Consider the following 21,537-nt stretch of genomic DNA (forward strand, 5'->3'; position numbering starts at 1 on the left):
TGCGCCCCGCCAACGATTGCTACTCGGCCTGCGCCAACCGTCCGTCCAGGTACTCGGTGACAGATGGATTAGCGATCAGTTGCTTTCCTCCTCCGGCAGCATCACGACGTGTCCAATGTTGTTTCGAACGTTCGAATACGACCGCGTGTCGCGGATCGTTACCGATGAGCATTCGGCGTGTGGACAGTAATCGTCCATGCTCTCTGGCCTCGCTCCGATTGGGCCGTCGCGTCCCAATACACGCCGGGCATAGCCACAGATTGTCGTGGGGCTCTCTGATGCAGAGCTTGCAAATGTCGATTGCGCAGCAGTCGCAGGCCACAGTTTTGGACGTGCAGACAGTGCAGGTCATTCCGCCGCAGTACTGGCATTGTGTCGACGCGACGCCGAAATGTCCCTCGCGGTCGATTACGCCTTCATCGAGCACGTGGCCCGACGTTGCGTTGGTTCGACGCGCATCAATCTGTCCCGCCGGAAGGGTGCGTTGGTACAACCAGTCATGGCCGTTGGGCATTGTTGTCAACTGCTCAACGTGTGCGCCGATGTCGAGCTGCATCCACTTGAGGACTGGGCCGATTAACTGCTCCAACGACAGCCTCAGTGGCTGCGGCAATTGTTGAAGTTCCGGCTGTTTCGTTGCCGCCGGCGGCGACCACGCGGACAGCGCCTTCGTCGCATTACTCGAAGCGGTTCTCACTCCAACTTTCAGGAATCCTGCCGGAAGGGTCGTAACGACCACCCGAGCAGCATTTCTCGCGTGGGAGAGTCTGACGGCCTTCGGATCGGTGAAGACACCGACCTCGTCTGCGTCATCGAGCCCCATCCACCGCGAAAGAGCAGTTGCGGCCACTGCGGAATCGGAAGCCCGCACTCTGTACCAACGTGTTCCTTGAGGTGTGCGTACGCCCAGTGCCCACAGCGACGCAATGCTCACAAGCGCAGCTTCGACTTCCGATGACAGTGCATGCGCGCGGATGGAAGGTGCCGGTTCCCAGGCCTCAGAAACCCAGCACATCGTGGGCGCGTCTGCCCAGGTCCAAGCTGTGAATGCGCTCTGTTCCTCGGTTCCGTCAAAGTGCCGGCACAAGATTCCTTTCGACGTTACTGCAAACTCGAAACCAGATCTCTCCCAACCTACTTCGAGCTGAAGGGGCGAGGGTCGATCCATTGCACTGAAGACGGACTTCATTGCTGGCGGCGTGGTGAAGTCTGGATGCGGTAGCACAGCTGGCGTCGGAAACTCTTTCACAACGGACTGCATCAGGTCAGACTCCGGACGACCGAACGAAGTCGTCGATCTGCCGCGAAGCGCCTTTTCTGGCAGTGACCATGCAGGAAAGTACGAAGAATCCGTGGCGACGACGACGTGCGGATCGGCCAGCGTGGTAGCGGGGGACTTCGCAGCTTGTACCGGAACAACCTGCGTACCGGCCTGGTGGCTGGCTGCCAACCGCAATTCGTACTCGTGGTTGATCGTTGATCGGCCGAAAGCCGTCCAGCGGGTGACTAAACCATTCCGGATGATGGCCTGCTCGTATGCACCGCCTCGATTGAGCACCACGATGGTGGCGTCGGGGTCGGAGCCTATGAGCGCTGTCGCTCCCCCCGAGATGAGCTCAACAGGAAGTTCAGCAAGTTGTTCCTCCGCCGCGGGAGCGAGATGTGCACAGGCCTGGCAGATCTTGTCGGACCGGCATGAGCGACATACATCGCGGCCGCACATCTCGCATCCAATGACGGACGGATCACGGCCGCACTCCGAGCAAGCGTGATCCCGGCAAACAACGCACGATGTTATCGGGACTGCGTGCTCTGCAGCTGCGCAACGCTGGCATACTGACACGGAGCAGCCCGAGCAGGTCACTGACGCCAGCCCTGTGACTTCGTCGCACGCCCGGCAGGCCCATGAGTCGCATGAGCCGCACAGGGCAGCTGACCCCGCCGGATAGAAGTGGCCGTCACGGCACACGCCAAAGTTCGGATCTCGGTGGTTGCCATCGTCGATAATTGGTGCCGAAGCGTGACCATTGAAGGCGGTGTACCGGTGTGTAGCCCGGCCGTGGCCTTGCCATACCTCGGTGATTTCGAGTCCTTTGCGGAGTGCAGCGGTGTAGGGACGGGCAACTCGTTGTAGCAGAACATGGTTCATCGCCGCGGGCAGAGCTGAAATACTTCGCCCCGCTGAAGCGTCGGGCGTATGGCCTACCAACTCCAGCATCGAGTCATTGGCGGAGACCAGCTCGTCGCCGGGCGCGGATTCTGCAAGTACGGTCACGGGTTTGATTGTTCGGTCGATGAGTTCGCACTCGGAGGGCACCGGGAACGGTGTGACCATGGTGAGAACTTCCTCAGCGAATTTCCCCAGCCGTCCTCCAGGCATTCCAAGTGATTCGAGGTAGCGGAACCAACCGAGCTCTGCATTCAGGTTGTGTCCGTGAGGTATAGCTGCCCACTGGTGAACAGATGCATTGTTGGCGTCTCGGCACTGGACGAGGACGCATTCGTTGCGCCGCTGCAGTGAGACGCGAAGGCCTCCAAGATCCGCGGCCGCCAGGTCGGAGCTATGTGTCAGCGGTTGATACCAGGAGAACGGTACTGACTCAGTTTGGACTACCTTGAGCGAACCGTCATCGTCGGTGACTGAGTGTTCTCGGGCTAGGCCATCGGAATCTAGATACATATCGTCGAACGTTGATCGATAAGTCACTACGACAGCTGGCGGCAGCGGAGGCGGCACCTGAGAGCGCAAACTCTGCAAGAGCGACTCAACGCGGAATATGCGTTCGGACAATGCTTCTACTGCCGGTCCGTCGGCAATGTCATCGATCGCGGAGGCGTTGATGCCTGAGCCGCTCCCGGCAGATACAGAATGCTCGACTTTCACAGCACTTGACGATCTGAGGCGCACACGATTCACGTTGTCGGAGTCCGCGCGGTCTGTCAGATTGCGAAGCGCCAAGCCGCAGTCCAGAGGTAGGCCGTGTTGCTTCGCGTAGGACCGCATGCGTTGGCGATTGCGGTCTGCAACATCCTCGTCGGGAACCAGCACGTGACTCCAACCGCTTGGCCGGACCAACTCAGCGACACGAGGTCCAACCAGAAGTGTGGCGCCGCCGTTCAGGCGCCAGCCGATCGCAAACTCTTCGTCGAGGTCTGGGGCGCGGGTCGGCGATGCGCACGGCCGGCAAAGCCCGCCGGTGGCTTTGCGGCACACGCCACAAGAGTCGGCACCGCACAGTGGGCATTCGGCGAATTCAGCATCGACGCCGCAGGCCTTGCATCGGACATGGTCACAAGATCCGCAGTGCAGCGCTTCAGTTATGTCGACGGTGTGGGAATCGGAACACAGCGCCAGAACTTCGATCGGGTTGCCCGAGGCATCGCTTTCGACGAGCGGGGGCTCGGGATCCTCCCAGGCATACGTGAGCGTGGTTTCGGAACCATTCGGCCCCACCCACGTTTCTTCGGCAAGCCAATCGTCTTCGTCGAGTGTCAAAGCCAGTACCTTGGCGCGAGCACGTACATCGGGTTGACGGTTCAATCGGCGTTCCTCGGACCGCAGGGCGCGCTGGAGACGCGCTCGGTCCTCACCCGTGGCCTCGGCAATTTGAGCCCTGTAGCCGTTAGTGATGCGATCGAGCTCGATCGCCTGGTCCGACTCAACCTTCTTCGATCGGTCGCGGCGGAGCCGTTCGAGTTGACTCGTCGCAGCCTTTTCGAATGCAGCGATGACTTTTGACGGGGTGTCGAAGGCAGAGGGGAGGGTTTCGCCCTCCTGCAACGGACGTCGGTCGAGCCGCTGTTGGCTGTGACCGTTGATGTCCGCGGTAATGAGGTGCTCCGTAGTCTCGGCTTCACCGATCGTGGCGCGATATGTTGCCTGTCCGCTCCATGAGCCAGACGGGACCAGGCGACGTCGCATCAGCGTCACATTGGGTGCGTGCTTGAGTGGGCTACCGCCAATATCGTCGGGGATGATCGGCACCGTAGCGTGCATGTCTCCGCGCACCCGAAGTAGTCCGAGCAGCTCGTCGAAAACTGGCGACCCAACGGCGCATAGTTCGGCATCGGGATGGTGTTCCAAGCCCAGTCGGTCGAAGGCGAGGTGCATCAGCGTGCGACCGCCAAGCTCTGCGTCAAACTCCTCGTCGAACTGCGCTGTAAGAAACGCGCCATCGCCCTCGCCTGTGTCGTGAAGCAGTTGCACATCAAGCGCCTTAAGCACACTGCGAACCCAGTTCTGAACACGGCGCTGTCGCATACGGGCTCGCTCAATCGCCTCGGGAGCGAGTTCGTTACTGCCGGCTTTGGTCAGACCCTTGCGGTGCTCGAAGGCCTCTGCCATCCAGTTACTGAGGCCGCTGTCGGCGGCGATGAGCTCAGACGCCTTCTCTCGGGCGTGCACAAGTTCGGTGCCAAGCTTGCCGAGAAGACCTTCCATTTTTGTGTCGTTATCTGCGAAAAGTGCTTCAAGGACGCGTGTTTCGAAGGTCGCGGACTTGGCTTCGTCAAGTTCACCCAGGATCGTTGTAACCTGGCCAAAAAGCAGCTCGAACATGCGAAGCTTCTCCGCCAGCAGTTTGTAGACGCTTTCATCGATCGTGCCGCGTGCGTACAGGTTTGCGATGTGAACTTCATCTTTGGGCTGGGTCAATCGATCGACGCGGCCGATCCGTTGCTCGATCCGCATCGGATTCCAGGGCAAGTCGTAGTTCAGTACGCAGTTGCAGAACTGGAGGTTCTGGCCTTCGGCTCCTGCGTCGGTCGAGATCATCACGGGCGCGTCGCCTGATCTGAATGCTGCGATCGTGGCTGCGCGTTCACTCGCGGACATTGAGCCGTGGAAGCTTCGCGCGACGATGCCTTCGGTTGCCATCCGCCGTAATAGTCCGGTGACGGTATCCGTGTGTTGCGTGAAGATCAGGACCCGGCCGTGGTCGCGAAGCCACTTGCGGGTGATTTCAATCGCCTTGTTCTCGCGGGCCGAAACCTTGATGTCCATCGCCATGTGTCCGATTCGACTAAGCACCTCCCGGACCCTGGGATCGGGGTGGCGATCGGCCATCCGCAGCGCCGTCGTTCCCATCGAGAAGGGACTCGCCGTCAGCCGGAGCGCGAGGCTGCGGCGGCGCATGGTGTCCCCGGAGTCCCGCATGACGTTCCGGAGCAGGTTTGTGCAGAGGGCATACAGCTCGTGTTCGCGAGGGCCAAGGTCGACCGGCACATCTACCGCACGGCGGGTCACCCGGTCGACACCGGCCTGGGCGCGGGTAGTACGAACCATCACGCTACTGATCAGCCTGCGCAGAGCGGCAGGGTCGTTCGGCGTCCGCGGATCGTATGACCGCATAAATTGGCGTTTGAAAGCGTTGACGGATTCGAATGTTCCCGGGCGCAGCAGTTCGACCAGCCGGTACAGCTCGAGCAGGTCATTCTGTACCGGTGTTGCGGTGAGAAAGAATGCATAGCGGCACGCGGTCGTCAACGAGGTGATGAGGTCTCGCGTTTTCCTGGCACCTTGACCGGCGGCTCGGTGCGCCTCATCGATGATGACGACATCCCACGGCTTCTTAGTCAGTTGGTCGGCGTTCGATCTGCCGAGCGTCAGACTGAGAATCAGCTTGTCCTGTTGTTTGATCTCCGGCCCTCGGTAGGCGATATCGAAGTTGAGATCGAACTTTTGGTTCATCTCCTCACGCCACTGCTCACGTAGCGGAGCCGGGCACAGGATCAGAACACGTTTCGCCAAGCCACGCAGCGCCAGCTCCTTGACCGCAAGGCCTGCCTCGATGGTCTTACCGAGACCGACCTCATCGGCTAGAACCGCTCGTCCTCGAAGCCGAGATAGCGCATGGCGCGCAACCGATTCCTGATGCGGCATCCGGTCTACATTGGCGACGTCGACAGCGAGGAGCTCCTCGAAATCATCCAAGGTCGCGAGCTCTTCGCCTTGAAGGCGAAGTTCAACGAGTTCCAAGGGGTCAAAGCCGGCAGCCTTGAGCTGATCGGCCAGAAGCTCTTTGGCCGCTGCAAGAAACCCGATGGTCTTAGCGCCACTGGTGCCCCAGTCGTACTCGGTGTCGGCATGAAACTGCCGGTCGACCGTTGCGCGACGCTTAGTCTTGGTTGCTTTCGCGCGGGTGGTAACAGGCGTGGGCGGAGGGGCGACGGTCAGCTGGCTGGCCGTCCCAGGAGGCAGCAACTGAAGCCGGTATGTCTGGTCGACCAGTCGAAGGCGAAGCAGTCCTCCGTCTTGGCCGTAGTCCTGCAGGCGCTCGGTGAGGACGTCGCCGGTGAGTTGACGGCTGCGGCCACTCCACTGGGCGTGGAACGGCTCGCCCTCGAGCTCGAGATTGATGCTGCTGCTGTGTTCCGGCAGGGTGAGCGCACTGCACTCTCGTTCGGTGAGAGTCAGCTGGCCTGACTCCAGTAGCGGCTGGGTGATGCGCTTCTCGATCATTGTGCTCCCGGTACGCCGAGTGTTTGTGCCCCAAGGGCGGTGAGCGCCAAACTTTGGTATGGCGTGCGCGTCGCTTCTCGTTCGACGGCACGTCGCTCAATGAGGCCTTTGTCAAGCAGGTTGTGCACCGTTTCGTCCCAACGGCGTTCGCCATTGCGGACGTGCCGCAGCGCGCCGAACTGCGGGCAACTCAGAACTCCGGCGCCCAGTGGCCGGCCCTCACCAAGGGAATCTCTGCCAAGGACCGCAGCCTTCAGGCTGGCCTCGCCGTAGGCGCCCCGGCGGTACGACGACGACCACGCGATCGCCTGTAGGGCAGTGAGTTCAGCATTGACCAGGAGTTCGGGATCGGGAACCAGGTGGTCCGGAGTCGACGCCCACGGGGCCGGCGTGCCTTCGCAGATGTCGCATGTGACGATAGCGCGGCTTCCACAGTCGGCGATCTCGTCGCCGAAGTGCCGGCCAACAATCATCCGACGGCAGTCCGATTCATTTGTGGCGTAGTCGATCATCGCTTGAAGACGACGCTTCTGCCACCACTTCCATCGGGCAGACTCACGCGCTAGCACATCTTCCGGGGCGACGCGCTTGAGCAGACGCACTCGGCGAAGTCGGCGTGAACTCGAAAAGGTCACCAATCGGTCGAGGGACCAATCGATGAGTTGTCGTTCGAGGTCGTCAGGGTCGTAGCCGTGCGCGTCCTTCAGCTGTTGAAAGTCGATTTGAATCCGGACATTCGGCCGCGCCCGATGGGCACGGTAGAAGAGCTCCCGAAACAGCGTGCGCTCACGCTCATCTTCGGGTTCGCGAAAACCGACATCAACCGTGCCGCGCGCTGAGCAATCCAATTCTTGCTCCAGTGCTCCAACACGCTCAAGTTGGGCCAAGTGCACATTGACTTCGTCGTCGTCGATGCCAAGCTGATCGGCGACTTCATCGATATCAAACACATGGCTGTCGCGCCGCTCGGTACATGTCCACAGGAGACCTAGCAGCCGCTGCGTGATCGCAGCGTCCGCTTTGGTACTGCTCGCTTCGATGAGCCGCCGCCGCCGAGCAAGATCGGAGTTGGTGTAGAGAAGGACACAATTGCCCGTCAGGTCACGGGACCGTGCTGCACGTCCGGCCTCCTGCGCATAACCGTCAAGTGAATCGGTGAGGTCGTAGTGCAGCACCCATCCGATGTTCGGCTTGTTGATACCCATACCAAAAGCCTTAGTCGCCACGATGATCTGCGTCGTGTCGGAATCAAAGTCCTCTTGCACAGCATCTCGCTGCTCGGGCACCATGCCCGCGTGATACGGCCGGGCCGAGTAGCCGGCTCGTCGCAGCAACGCCGCAATCTCCTCTGCAAGAGCGCGTTTAGAGACGTAGACGATTCCCGGGACACCGGCGCACCACGTGACGAACCGGAGCAACTCCCTCGCCCGGTCACGTTCATCGGCACAATGCACGACGCGGAACTTCAGGTTAGGACGGTCACTGGGCTCGCGAACACTCACGGGTTCGATCATGTCCAAAGCCCCCGTGATGTCGACCTCGACGTCAGGGGTTGCTGTCGCGGTCAGGCCGGCGCGCGGCGGGCGTGTGTCGAATGACGCCACCGATGCCGGCACTTGCCGAAACTCCGGGCGGAAGTCGTGCCCCCACACTGAAATACAGTGCGCTTCATCGACTATGACACGGTTCAGCTGTTGGCGTCCGAGCGCTCCGCGCAGCACTGGATCGCGTGCTAAGCGCTCAGGCGATACATAGAGCAGGCGCACGTCACCTTTGGCGGTGTCGCGCAGGATCTCCGTTTGCACAATCCGCGAGGTCGTTCCAGTGATCCCTTGAACCGGACGGATGCCTCGGCGGCCGCGGAGATCGTTGACCTGGTCCTTAATGAGTGCGACCAGCGGAGATACCACCACCGTCGCGCGGGCCTGGGGTGCAAGGAGTGCCGGCAGCTGGAAGCACACGGACTTCCCGAATCCCGTGGGAAGAATGGCAACAACATCTTTGCCGTCGATGATCGCCCGCATCACTTCGAGTTGCTTCGGATGTAGTTCGGCAATGCCGAACAGCTTCTCGGCCGCTTCGATGAGTTTCGCGGTCGGATCCTCCCCTTCGATGAGGCGAAGCGACTCGAGTAGTTGCGTGACGTCGTCGCGTCCGAATGAGATCGCGGTAGATAGGTCAGGGGGCTCACCAGTGACAAACTCGATGGCGCGAGTCCAGGCGTCGTCACGGTCCTGGGATTCGTGTATCGCTGGCCCTGGAAGCGATCCCAGCATGACCCGTTGTGCTTGAGTCGGCGCGTGCAGTCGGCGATCACAAATCAAGGCTGCGCCCTTGTCCGTCTCGGACCGAATGAGGCGCCCGAAGCCTTGCGTGAACTGCATGGCAGTCATCGGGAGCACGTAGTCAAGGAATGGATCTCCGCCACGTTCAGCGATGGCCCTCTGCCGGGCGGACACCAAGGGATCGTCGGGGTGCGGGTAGGGCGGCTTCTCGATGAACAGGTAGGACAGCGTCTCTCCGGGTGCATCGAACCCTTCCCAGTACGACTTGAGGCCGTACAGAACGGTTCCCGGTTCGTGCCGAAAGCGATGAGCGATCTGTGATCGGCCCAGCTCGCCTTGTACGAGGAGTTCAACTCCGCGTTGCGCGAGTTCAGTCGTTTTCGTGCGTACTCCATCTGCCACTGCGTCCATGCGTTTTCGGGCAGCGAAGAGGGTGAGCGTCCGGCCCCCCGCCAGCGACAGAAATCCGGCCTGGTCTGCCGCCATTTCCTCACAGAATTCCCGCTCGTTGACCGGGATCGGGACCGGAAGGTGGTTGGTGAGTACGACAACCGATTGGCTCTGATAGTCGAACGGCGATGCCAAGCGGAGTGCTCGGAAATCATCGTCGCCTGGTTCGGGATCGATACTTACGCCAAGTCGAGAGGCGATGTAGTCGAAGCGGTGCTCAACCGTCAACGTTGCCGAGCAGAGCACCGTCGAATGTGTTCGATCGACGACCCACTGCTTGAACTCCGGGAAAATATGGATCGGGAGCCGCTCGTATGTCCACGCGGCGGGATCGTCTTCTTCGGCGGCCAGTCGGTATACCCACAGGTGGCTGTCTGGTAGTGGTCCGAGCGTTTCGAGAAGGTTGATGGCATTGTCGAGGCGTTCGGCATAGCCGCGGAGACGTTGGCGGGCGGATCCGGTCCCCCCGACGTCACCGAGTGAACTGCGCAGCGAGGAAACGGCTTTCGCCAATTGGATCAGCTGGAAACGGACCTGGCGGGCCGCTTGGCGGAGGATTCTGAACTCCGGGCGACCGTCAACGACGCCGGAACGCAGGACGACGGCGTCCGCCCGACCTGCATACTCATGCAGATAAGTCGCGATAGCTTCGGCAAGTTCGGTGCCAGCTGGGCGGATCTGCGGCAGCGTGGCGGCGATTGCTTGCAAGGCGTCCACTACGTCGGTGCGCCCAGATGCGCGCTTTTGAATGTCGCGGACCAACCGCGATCGCCGCGACAGACTATTGACGAGGATCTCAAGTTCGAGCGCGTCGATCCCTTCGGTCCAGGCGGCTGTCAGTGAGTCCTCAAGCGCGTGGGCTTCGTCGAGGACGAGGTCGGCACGGCCTTCCCCCAGTACGTCTCCGGGAGCGGGAATGCCGCTCTGCGCGAGTTTTATCCAACTGGCGATGAGTGCGTGGTTGACCGACACGATGCCGGGCGAGCTATCGAGCCCCTGAATCTGACGCATCAGAGGGCACAACGACGCCCATTTGCATGACGTGCGATCGCACCCGCCTGAACTTGTCCTGATACGTGCGCGGGTGCGGGCGTACCGGGTGTCGGCGCGCCGCACCACGTCGTCGGTCACGTCGTCCCATGTGCCAGTGGGAGAGGTGGCGAGAGCACGGACGGCGACAGCCAGCGCCAGCCCGGACGCGTCGACATCCGGCAGGGCATCTTCGAGCTCGCGTGCGCAGACATAGTTGCCGACGCCCTGAATCTGGCGGAACGGAGCGGCGAGCAGATTCTCTTGCTGCAGTCGCGCAGCTTCGTCACGCAACTGGCTTTGCAGAGCCTTGGTGGCGGTTGCCAACAAGACGGGCTGTCGGGGCCGCGACGCGCGACCGATCGCCGGCAGCAAGTAGGCCAGCGATTTTCCGGTTCCGGTCGGTGCCTCGACGGCAACCCGGCCGCCGTTGTCGAAGACCTGCGCGACGGCGTGCGCCATTTCCTGCTGAGCTGGACGCGATCGAAGGCCCCGCTGTTGGTGCAGGACGGGAAACGCGTTTCGCGTGGCAGACCATGCATCGGGGGACGACGATCCCGTCGGCGTCAGCAGCGGGTCGGCATCGCGAGTCAATGTTGTGAGCTCGGGAACGGAGCTTAGCGGCGGCATGATCAAGGCCAGCGGGTGCGAATGTGTCTCAAGCGCGGCAATGGCGAGTGCCCAACTGGGTTCTGTCACGCTGACCTTGGCGATCATTTTCCTGCATACGGCGGCGGTCGCCGTGGCGTCGGCAAGCGCTTGATGGGGCGCGGCGTGGTCGACTTCGAGCATCTGAGTCAGATCGCCAAGGCCCCGGTTGGGCAGGGCGACGTCAAGAAGAAGAGATAAGTGAAGGCTGTCGGCGGTGGGTGGCAGCTCCGGGGGGCGCAGGCCCTCACGGTTGGCTGCCGTGGTGAGGAACTTCTGGTCGAAGTTCACGATGTTGTGGCCGACGAGGAGGCCGATGTCCGCAATGTCAGTCTCGAACCGGCGAAGCGCCTCGCCAAGGGGTACTGGGTCTGACCGCGCTGGTGCTGGACGATCGATTCCCGGGGGAAGTTCGATTGCCACGTCCAGCAGGAGTGTGCCGTCGAGTCGGACGACTGCGATCTCCGTGATGAAGTCGGTGGCTCGGTTGAGTCCAGTGGTTTCGAGGTCGAGCACCGCGACCCGGTCGAGCGGGACGCGATCCGGGTGCGGGCGGTACCAGTCGACGTCGTCCCCGTGATCGCGGTCGGGGTCGTCGTCTCTGGAGGCGGCCGTCGTCGTTGCGACGGTGAGAAGGCCGTCGCTGTTCACCTGAAAGCGGTGAGGAAACCTGTCGGCGAGTTGCTGCAGGCGCTCGATCGGCTGGACAAAGCCGCGCGGCCGGAGTTTCTCGCGAAGCTCGGACGCAGCCAGTGGCCCGAACTCAGACAGCGCTTGATGGGCGGCCTCGGCTGCCGGAGGCATCGGTCGAGTCGACGTGGTCACAGGCCACGCAGCTGACTGACGTGCAGCAACGACGAAGATCGCACCCTTCGGCGGAATGCCAGCACCCTCAAAACCCCCACCAAGCGGCAAACACCAATACTGACGTCCGCGTCAACGGCGAAACGTTTGGGCAAACCATACTTAGTTCTAGCGACAAAATCATCTGCCGGCAGGAGATTTCCTGAACGTTGCGCTGGCGGGAGGTGCACGAGCGTCATAGAAATAGCGGTTCGATCAAGTTGGGTGCGCCCGGTTTGTCGCCTCCTCGGGATAACCTCCGCACGTGGACGCCGGACTGTACGAATCGCTTCTGACTGCGCGACTCAGGGCTGAACTCGAGGACACTCCTGGCCTCGTCGCCGATTTGAGCACCGTCGACGACGCCGAGCAGGCCCTGGTTCTCGCGCGACACCTCAGTCCGCTTATTGAGCGGCAGCTGCGGTCGGCCCGCGGCGCCGAGGAGCGGGCCCAACTGACTGCGAAGATCCTCGACGCTCTGGGAACAGAGGACGTCCTGACTGAGAGCATTTATCAGGACGACCCGAGCAAGATTCGTCGACTTGATGCGGTCACTGCCGATGTGCTTGGCGCCGTGCGGCCGCCGCGGCCGGCCACTCCGCTGTCGGATGCGGCACTGATGACTAACGCACGCAACGAACCAACGCTGGCCGCCGAGCTGAGGGCAGAGCTGTCCAGTGCGGACCGGGTCGACCTGTTGTGTGCGTTCGTCAAGTGGCACGGGCTTCGCCTGCTGGAAAGCCAACTCGTCGACTTACGAGACCGCGGCGTCCCATTGCGCGTCATCACGACCACCTACATAGGTGCTACCGATGCAAAGGCGCTTGACCGGCTTGTCGACGAGTTCGGTGCCGAGGTCCGGATCAACTACGACACCAATATGACCAGGCTGCATGCGAAGGCGTGGCTGCTGCGGCGGAACACTGGTTTCCACACCGCATACGTGGGCTCGTCCAATCTGTCTCACTCGGCGCTGGTCGACGGGCTTGAATGGAACGTGCGGTTGTCTGCGATCGCCACCCCGCACCTGCTGGAGAAGTTCAGCGCGACGTTCGACTCCTACTGGGAGAACCGCGAGTTCGAACCATACTCGCCGTCGCAGGACGGTGACCGGCTTCGGCGGGCCCTGGAAGTCGCATCCGGCAAGAGGGAGCGTGATCCGCTTGCCATCACCCTGTCCGGATTGGAGGTGACCGCCAAGCCGTATCAGGCCGAACTGCTAGAGCAACTCGATGCCGAGCGCGTCCTGCACGACCGGCATCGCAACCTCGTCGTGGCAGCCACCGGCACTGGCAAGACCGTCATCGCCGCACTCGACTACCGCCGCCTGGCCCGGGAGGTGCATGGCACCAATCTGAGGCTGCTCTTTGTCGCGCACCGCAAGGAGATCCTCGAACAGGCCCGCCGCATGTACCGGGAGGTCCTCACCGATGCGGTCTTCGGCGAGATGCTGGTCGACGGTCAGCAGCCGCAGAAGTGGCAACATGTGTTCGCCAGTATCCAATCACTGTCGGCCGACCGCCTCGCCGGCATCAAGCCCGACCACTTCGAAGTGGTGGTCATCGACGAATTCCACCACGCCCAAGCGGCCTCGTACCAACGGCTGCTGGAGCATATCGAGCCGATCGAACTGCTCGGGTTGACCGCCACGCCGGAACGTAGCGACGGCATCGATGTGCGTGCGTTCTTCGGTGGACGTACCGCCGCCGAGCTGCGCCTGTGGGACGCGCTTGAGCAGAATCTGCTGTGTCCCTTCCACTACTTCGGTATCCACGACAACACCGATCTTGAAGCGTTGCAATGGAAGCGGGGCGGCTACGACCTCGCTCAATTGAACAGCCTTTACACCGGCAACGACGCGCGTACCCGCATCGTGCTTGACCAACTGCGCGACAAGATCACTGACGTAGGTGACATGCGTGCGCTGGGATTCTGCGTCAGCGTGGAACACGCGCGGTATATGGCTGAGAAGTTTGTGCAGGCCGGTATCCCGGCGCGTGCCATCGTGGGCCTCGACGACACATCCGAGCGCCGCGGCGCCCTTGCCGCGCTGCGTGACCGAGACATCAACATGCTCTTTACTGTCGACCTCTTCAACGAGGGACTCGACATTCCACTGGTCGACACCGTCCTATTCCTGCGGCCTACCGAGAGCGCCACGGTGTTCCTGCAACAGCTCGGCCGCGGTCTTCGGCTTGCTCCCGGCAAGTCAGTCCTGACCGCCCTTGATTTCGTCGGCCACCAGCACCGCGAGTTTCGCTTCGACCAACGCTTTCAAGCGCTGACCGGACTGACCCGCAAGCAGTTGGAACGCCAAGTGCAGGAGGGCTTTCCCTTTCTGCCCTCGGGCAGCCAGATCGTTCTCGACACGGTGGCCAAGGAGCTGGTGCTCGCGAACATCAAGCAGCAGGTCGCTCCCAAGAAGGCGGCGCTGATTACGGAGATCCGTGGGTATCAGGGCCAAGATCTTGCGGGCTATCTCGACGAGTACCAGCGCGGCTTGGACGATGTCCTACGCGCGGATCGTTCGTGGACGACGCTGTGCCGGGCGGCCGGCAAGCTGTCAGCCGACGCCGGCCCGCGGGAAACGGAACTGGTCAAGCGGCTCAAAGCGATCGCCCATGTCGATGACCGCCGCCGCGCCGATGCCTACCGGGCGATGCTCGCGGGGGCTGGCCCGGGCGACTCCGTGGCTGAACAGCGGTTGGCTCAGATGCTGTTCTACTCGCTGTTTCCGGGCGGTGGCGGATTCACCAGTCCTGGCGAGGGAGTCAACGCTCTGCACCGCGAGGAGATTGTCGATGAGATGAGACAGATCATCGACATTGCGTTCGACGCCGCTCGCCGCAGCACCTACGACGTGGGCACGTTCGAGCCCACCCTGGCCGATGTGCCACTGTCGCTACACGCCACCTACTCCCGTGAAGAGATTCTCGCGGCGCTCGGTTGGACCGCGGAGGGACGGAGCCCCGCCACAATGCGTGAGGGCGTCGCGTGGTGCCCGGCCGTGAACGCGGACGCCTTCCTGATCACGCTGAAGAAGTCCGACACCGACTACTCACCGACGACGATGTACCGGGACTTCGCGCTGAGCCAAGAGCTATTCCACTGGGAATCGCAGTCCACGACGTCAGCGGCCTCGCCGACCGGGCAGCGCTACGTCAACCATCGCACCACCGGTTCGCAAATTCTGCTGTTTGTGCGCGAGACCAAGAAGTCGGTCTACGGCGACGGTGCGCCGTACGTATTCCTGGGCCCGGCGGACTACGTGTCACACGAGGGGGAGCGGCCGATGGCCATCACCTGGCGGTTGCGGAGGCCGATGCCGGCAGAGGTGTATCTGGGGGCACGGGCCGCTGTGGCTTAGGTTCAATTATGGGTGAGATGTTCGCTGTCTAGCCGCGCGTCCCGCGCTTTCTGATCTTGAAGGTTGCCATGAGATCCAATAGCGACATCGATGGAACGGTCGCGCCAACATTGACTTTTCCCGCGTAGAAGCATGGACCATGGCGCCTCGATTGCGAAAACGACTAATCCAACCACTGATCGTCTGTCCTAGTGGTGACGCGTTTGCTGACTTGTCGGACGCATACGCCATAATGACGGCTTATTGACGGGTTTGTCGGTTTGCATCCCGTCCGTTCCCAGGAACAGCACACGCACCAAGGAGAGAGTATGACCGCAGAGCACGAATCCGAGAACGAGCGATTGGTGCGTCGCGCGATCAACCTCTTTACCTTCTTGAGCGGTACTCAGCGGCTGATGGAACGGCCAGCCCGAACGGTGGACAAGTTCGAGCAGACGCTGTGGTTTGGCGACCTGCCAGAACACGAAGCAATCAGGTCGGCTCATCGGATCGCCGAGCTCGACCCCGATGCTCCGCTGCTGACCGTTGACCGGGTCGCCAAGCTCGATCCGCCGCCAGTTCCCGACGTGCTAACTGCGTGGGTCGACGGCAAGCTTGACGATCCCGCCCAAGAGCCGCCGATTCGCGATGCGATCTACACCGAGGAACCAGTCCCCGCGGCGGATGACAACGACGACGACGAACCCGATGTGACCCGACGCAGGGTCGAGCTCACCGAGCGGCCCGATATCGCGGACGCTTTCGAGAGCTGGCTGACCGAATGGCGACTGTGGGCGGAACGGGAAAGTCGCGACACCACTGTTCGCGATCTGTATAAAGAGCTATTCGCTACCCATCTGAAGTCGACGGACCACAGCGAAGAGTTCGAACTAGTTCTCGGCGTCGGCTGCCTGACGTGGCGCCCCGACGGCCACGAGCAGGTGCTCCGGCACGTCGCGACCGCCCCGATCGCAATAGATTTCGACGAGAACTCGGGACGCCTCACCGTCACTCAGGTCACTGCCCCGGACGCGGTCACTATCGAGCTGGACATGCTCGACGCCGCGCTCATCTCCAGTCCGGCCAAGATCGACGAGATCAAGGAAGCCGCAGCAGAGTTCGACGGGCATCTGTTGGACCAACCCGCGGTCGGTGAGATCTGCCGCCGCCTGATCCATCGACTCGATGCTGACGCGGAGTACGACGAAGATGCCGTCCGGGCACCCAGCGGCACAAGCCCGCGCGGTGCATTCGCGCCGGCCCTCATCCTGCGGCGCCGAACGAACCGCGGACTCGTCCAGATCTACGAGCAGATCGTCGCGCAAATCCGCAAGGCCGGCGAGGTTCCTGCCGGTGTGCTGCCGCTGATCGACCCCGACCGACAGCCGGAATTGATGTCCGCAGGGAACACACCCGGCGCCGTCGTCACCGTGGACGAGGAAGAATTCCTGCCGCTGCCCGTGAATGATCGACAACGCCAGATCATCGAGCGCGTCGACAGTCGTGCACAGACCGTGGTGCAAGGCCCGCCCGGCACAGGCAAGACACACACTGCCGCAGCCTTGGTCTCGCACCAGCTCGCCCAGGGCAAGCGCATCCTGATCACTGCGCAAACCGACCGAGCACTGCGCGAGGTCCGCGCGAAACTGCCGCGCGAGATTCAGTCACTCGCTGTGGCGGTGATCGGACAGTCCCGCTCGGACATGGCAGACCTGCGCACCGCGGTGGACAATATCTCCCGCCGCGCCGACGACTTCGATGTCCGTGAGTCCCAGCGGTCGATCACGCGCCTTCTCGACAAGATCGAAGAGCTTCGTCGCCAGCGCGCCGCAGTCCGCAACCGCCTGCTCGTTGTGCGACGACAGGAGGTCGAAACACGCAGTGACGGACCGGTTCAAGGAACGCTCGCCGCGATTGCCTACGACCACCTGCAGCACGAGGGCGATTACCAGTGGATTCGCGAATTTAATGTCGACGAAGACGGCTCTGGAAAGACTGTGTCCACGAACGAAATCCAGTTGTGGCGTCTTTTGCTGCGGGATGATGACGTAGCCCAGAACGAGGCCGAAGCCACTCAGGTCCTGCCCGCCGTATCGGCGCTGGCAGCACCGCAGGACTTCGCCGCTCTTGTGGCCGCCGAGCAACAGGCGTCAGAGCGTAAAGGCCAATTCGCCACACTGCTGGCGCACGAATCCTTCGACTTCGTGCGGTCCTTGACTTCGGCGCTACGCGATGAGCTACGCGGACGGGTTGCGAACCTAGCCGAGCAAGCCGTCAACCTTGAGCGGCGCGACGAAGCATGGATGAACGACGCATTGCGCGACGTCCGCAGCGGCCGTCAACAGGCTTGGGTGGCGCGCTCCACCCAAATCAAATCGCTTGCCGACTCGGCCGGCCAACTCACCCGGCGGATCGGGCCGACCACCTCGGTCGTAGTCGGCGGAGGCGACCTGGGTGTCCATCAGCAGGTGGCGAAGTCGCTGCTGGCTCACATTGATTCCGGCGGCACCATTAAGGTCCGGCCCGACGGAGCACCCAAGATTGGCGCGTTCACTTCGAAAACGATTAAGGCCGCTGAGCCGTTCTTCGACGCGGTGAAGATCAACGATCTGCCCGCCGTGACGAAGGAACAACTCTCCATCTTCATCGACTGGGTCGATGCAAGCCGCACTATTGTGGCGATGGACCAGGCGTGGCCCGCGACCGTCACCATCCCGGACGAAGACACTCTGGGTGAGAAGCTGCAGTGGCACCTGACGGAGGTCGAGCAGCTCGATAAGGTATTGGCTCTCGGTGACCAGCTCGATGTCGAACGACAGTGGTTCCAGAGCAACAACCTTCCGGTCCCGGACTGGAACAACCTCGCCGATATCCAACGCTATGCAGAACTGGTCGAAGCGGCTTCAGCGGCCGACGAGGCGGTGGCTGCGACGACCCCGGTTGAGGCGCTGCACGTTTATCTTCGTGGCCAGGCACAACTGCCCAGCCCGCCCGCCATCGCCGCGGAGTTGCTCGCGGCAGTCCGAGACCGCAGCGTTGACGCCTACGGTGCCGCCCACGACCGGCTGATTCATCTACATCGGATCGCTCAATCGGTCGCCGAGCGTGACCGCATCCGGCATGAGCTGGACAGGTCGGCGCCTCGATTGGCGGGTGCCATCGCGGCCGACCCTGCAGCGCTGGAGTGGGACAGCCGACTCGCGAGCTTCGAGCGAGCCTGGCAGTGGGAAATGACCGGCCGATGGATCCTGGCACAGGACAGCGAGGATGCGAATGCGTTGAAGGTGAGCCTGAACGCCATCGAGGACCAGATCCGAAGCGAAGTCGAGCGGTTGGCGGCCGAGCGGGCCTGGGGGCACGCCGTCGCGCCCGACCGCATCACCGGCAGTGCACGCGCCAACCTCACCCAGTACGCCCAGCTGGTGTCTCGCCTGGGGAAGGGTACAGGCAAGTACGCGGCGAAGCAGCGTGTCGCGATCGCCGAAGCGATGGATCGGTGCCGCCCGTCGGTGCCGGTGTGGATCATGCCGCTGTACCGAATCGCGGAACAGGTGCGCGTCGAGCCCAACTTGTACGACGTCGTCATCGTCGACGAAGCGTCCCAGGCTGGGCTAGAAGCGTCTTTTCTGCAGTACCTAGCGCCCAAGATCGTGGTAATCGGTGACGACAAACAGGTTTCGCCGTCAGCCGTGGGCGTCGATCAACAGCAGCTGCGCGACCTCGCCAGCATGTATCTAAGCGACGATCCTTATCGGGAGTCGTGGCTGGACCCGAAATGCAGCTACTTCGACGCAGCCAACATGCGCTTCGGCGGACGCATCACTTTGACCGAACATCGTCGCTGCGTGCCTGAGATTATCGGCTTCTCCAACCGGATCGCCTATGAGCCAGAAGGGATCCACTTGGTCCCGGTCCGTCAGTTCGGGGCGGAACGGCTCGCGCCGATCAAGGTTGTGTACCTCGAAGAGGGGCACGAAGCACCGAACAAAACCAACGCGGTCGAAGCTGAAGCGATCGTTGAACAGATACGAAAGTGCCTTGCTGAGCCGCACTACGACGGGATGACTTTCGGCGTGATCTCCCTGCTGGGCAAGGAACAGGCCAAGCTGATCGAGCACAAGCTGCTCGATGCGGTACCACCCGACGAGTGGGCGGCACGGGAACTTCGATGCGGTGACGCATCGGACTTCCAGGGTTCCGAGCGTGACGTCATGTTCCTGTCCATGGTTAAGTCGGTCGAACCGGACAAGCGGATGGGGGTGCTCACCCAGGCGCAGTACGTGCAGCGGTTTAACGTGGCGGCCTCACGTGCGAAAGACCAGATGTGGGTGTACCACTCGATGCCCCGTGAGGCGTTGACTAACAAGGAAGACATGCGCTTCCAGCTGCTCGACTACTGCTACGGAGTGGCTAACCGTGTTCACAACCAGCAGGACGGGACGATCGCCACGGCAGTCCCGGAGGACGTGCCCGTGCCACCCTTTGATTCTCTCTTCGAGCAGCGGGTGTTCAACCGCCTGATCGGCCGGGGCTACACGGTGGCTCCCCAAGTCGAGGCGCTGGGCTACCGCATCGACATGGTGGTCAACGGAGCCAAGGATCGACTAGCCATCGAGTGTGACGGCGATTTCTGGCACGGCCCCGACAAGTACGAGGCCGACCTGGCGCGCCAGCGTGACCTGGAACGGTGCGGATGGAAGTTCTTCCGCATCCGGGAGTCGGTCTTCTATGCGGATATGCCGCGGACATTGCAGTCGCTGTGGGAAAGGCTCGATGCGCTAGATATACGGACTGCGGACTGGATTGATCCGAGCTTTGAAGGCACAAAACCCGTAACCCGGGACTGGTCTGCGAGTAACGGGGTCTCCCGTGAGATTGAACCTGCTCAATCTGTTCACACCGACTCAGTCGATGATTCGGTCGTTTTGGTCCAGAGGCTGCCGGATCCGGTGCGGAAGCAGGAAAATGGCTTGAAACCGGCTCAGGCGAAACCCTTTCAACGGCAAATCGCAGAGGAAACTGCTGCAGCTTCTTCGCTTTCGCTGAAATCAGTCGACTTCGAGCACAGTGAGATCGCAGGCGCGACAGTGCAGAACTCCGCCATTTCGCGTGTGCCGGACCAGGCCGAATACATTCCTCCGACCTTTGATGGCAGCGTCTGGGTACGTGAGGTGAGTGACGACCTAATCGAAATTGCAAGATTATGCCAGCGGACCGAAACAGGCTGCTGGCTAGCGCCTTCGACTACTGCAGTTCGATGTCGCGCACGTGGCGATGAGAGGAATGCACTCGACCTTCCTAAACTTGCACTCCACCGATGGGCATGGTGTGTCGACAATGGATACTCGAACCCTCCGGTGCCTACGCATCTTGTACAGGTTCGGCGCCGCTGCGATACGAAGACGTGTTGTAACCCAGCGCATCTGTACCCCAGTTCTCCAGGCGGGGCGGAATTGGCACGAGCCGACGTGGAAGCGATTGTCACGTCTTCGATTCCGATGTCAGATACGGCGACACTCGCCGACGAACGGACGTCTTCGCGACTGGTCCTCGAGGACGATATCGGCTTCATCGCCTCGTTGTGCACGCGAGATAACGATGGGTGCTGGATCGCGCCCACCTCGGGCCCCGTTGCTTGCCGTGCAGAAGCTGACACGCGTGCCGAACGGCACCTGCCGGCGATAGCGCCGCACCGTTGGACGTACATGATTGTTCACGGACACACAAAGAAACCTTTGTCGGGGAAACTTTTTCACGTTCGGAGGCGGTGCGGTAAGCCGGCATGTTGTAAGCCTGACCATCTGTACTTGACTGCCCCGGACGGGCGGGAGATCCCACGCAACGAAGTCGATGGCAAGATGTCGGTACGCAATGCTTCTAAAAGAACCGTTGGGAATTGGGCCAGCAAGTCGCCGTCGCGAACCAGTTTGTCTGGTGTTGGCATTAAAGGTGAAGCTCCCGTAGACAGCATCGGTTCAGACTCAGGGCTCACTCGCTCGACGTCGATCGTTCTTGATCGCGACCAGCGGTCAATTGAGGCACTTTGCACTGCAGATTCCGCGGGTTGTTGGATCGCTCCCGCTTCACCTCGTCTGGTCTCGTGCAGGCCAGAAGGCGACGACCGGACCGAACGGCAGCTGCCCCGAATGGCGCTCAATCAGTGGGCCTGGTTGATAGCCAACGGTCGGAGCAATAGTCGTATACCCGTGGAGTTGTATGAGATAAGGCAGCGTTGCTGGAAAGATCGGTGTTGTAGGCCCTCGCATCAGTACCTGACCACCATCGGTGGCGATGAAGTAACAGTGGACGAGTTCGATAGGCGAGCTGACGGCTAACGTAAGTAGCCGCTGCTTGCAGTCTGAAATCCGGCCTTGCTTCCCAGTGTGATTGCATCCGGTAGCGAGTTCGGTGCTGGCGCCAAAGGCCCCGCGGACACAGTGTTCGTTTGGGAAGCAGCAACAAGTGGGACGCCGGAT

4 protein-coding genes are annotated in these 21,537 nt (G+C 61.8%); 2 read left to right on the forward strand and 2 right to left on the reverse strand.

Annotated features, from left to right (window positions below; translation table 11 throughout):
* Nucleotides 1-19 precede the first annotated feature (19 nt).
* The gene (locus ACWDUN_RS00655) at nucleotides 20-6,460 is read right to left on the reverse strand and encodes a DEAD/DEAH box helicase (protein WP_449923170.1); all 6,441 of its coding nucleotides are present in this window, start codon (nucleotides 6,458-6,460) and stop codon (nucleotides 20-22) included.
* Nucleotides 6,457-11,676 carry a RecQ family ATP-dependent DNA helicase gene (locus ACWDUN_RS00660; protein ID WP_449923173.1) on the reverse strand — a complete coding sequence of 1,740 codons (5,220 nt, stop codon included), beginning with the start codon at nucleotides 11,674-11,676 and terminating at the stop codon, nucleotides 6,457-6,459. Before ACWDUN_RS00660 ends, ACWDUN_RS00655 begins: the two co-directional genes overlap by 4 nt.
* 304 nt (nucleotides 11,677-11,980) lie before the next feature.
* Between ACWDUN_RS00660 and ACWDUN_RS00665 the strand changes: the two genes are divergently transcribed.
* Together ACWDUN_RS00665 and ACWDUN_RS00670 are read left to right on the forward strand one after the other, a co-directional pair.
* A complete protein-coding gene (locus tag ACWDUN_RS00665) occupies nucleotides 11,981-15,082 on the forward strand; it encodes a DUF3427 domain-containing protein (protein ID WP_449923175.1) in 3,102 nt (1,033 codons plus the stop codon).
* 308 nt (nucleotides 15,083-15,390) lie between these two features.
* Nucleotides 15,391-21,396 carry an AAA domain-containing protein gene (locus tag ACWDUN_RS00670; protein WP_449923178.1) on the forward strand — a complete coding sequence of 2,002 codons (6,006 nt, stop codon included), beginning with the start codon at nucleotides 15,391-15,393 and terminating at the stop codon, nucleotides 21,394-21,396.
* Nucleotides 21,397-21,537 lie beyond the last annotated feature (141 nt).

The organism is Mycobacterium sp. NPDC003323 (assembly GCF_053589535.1).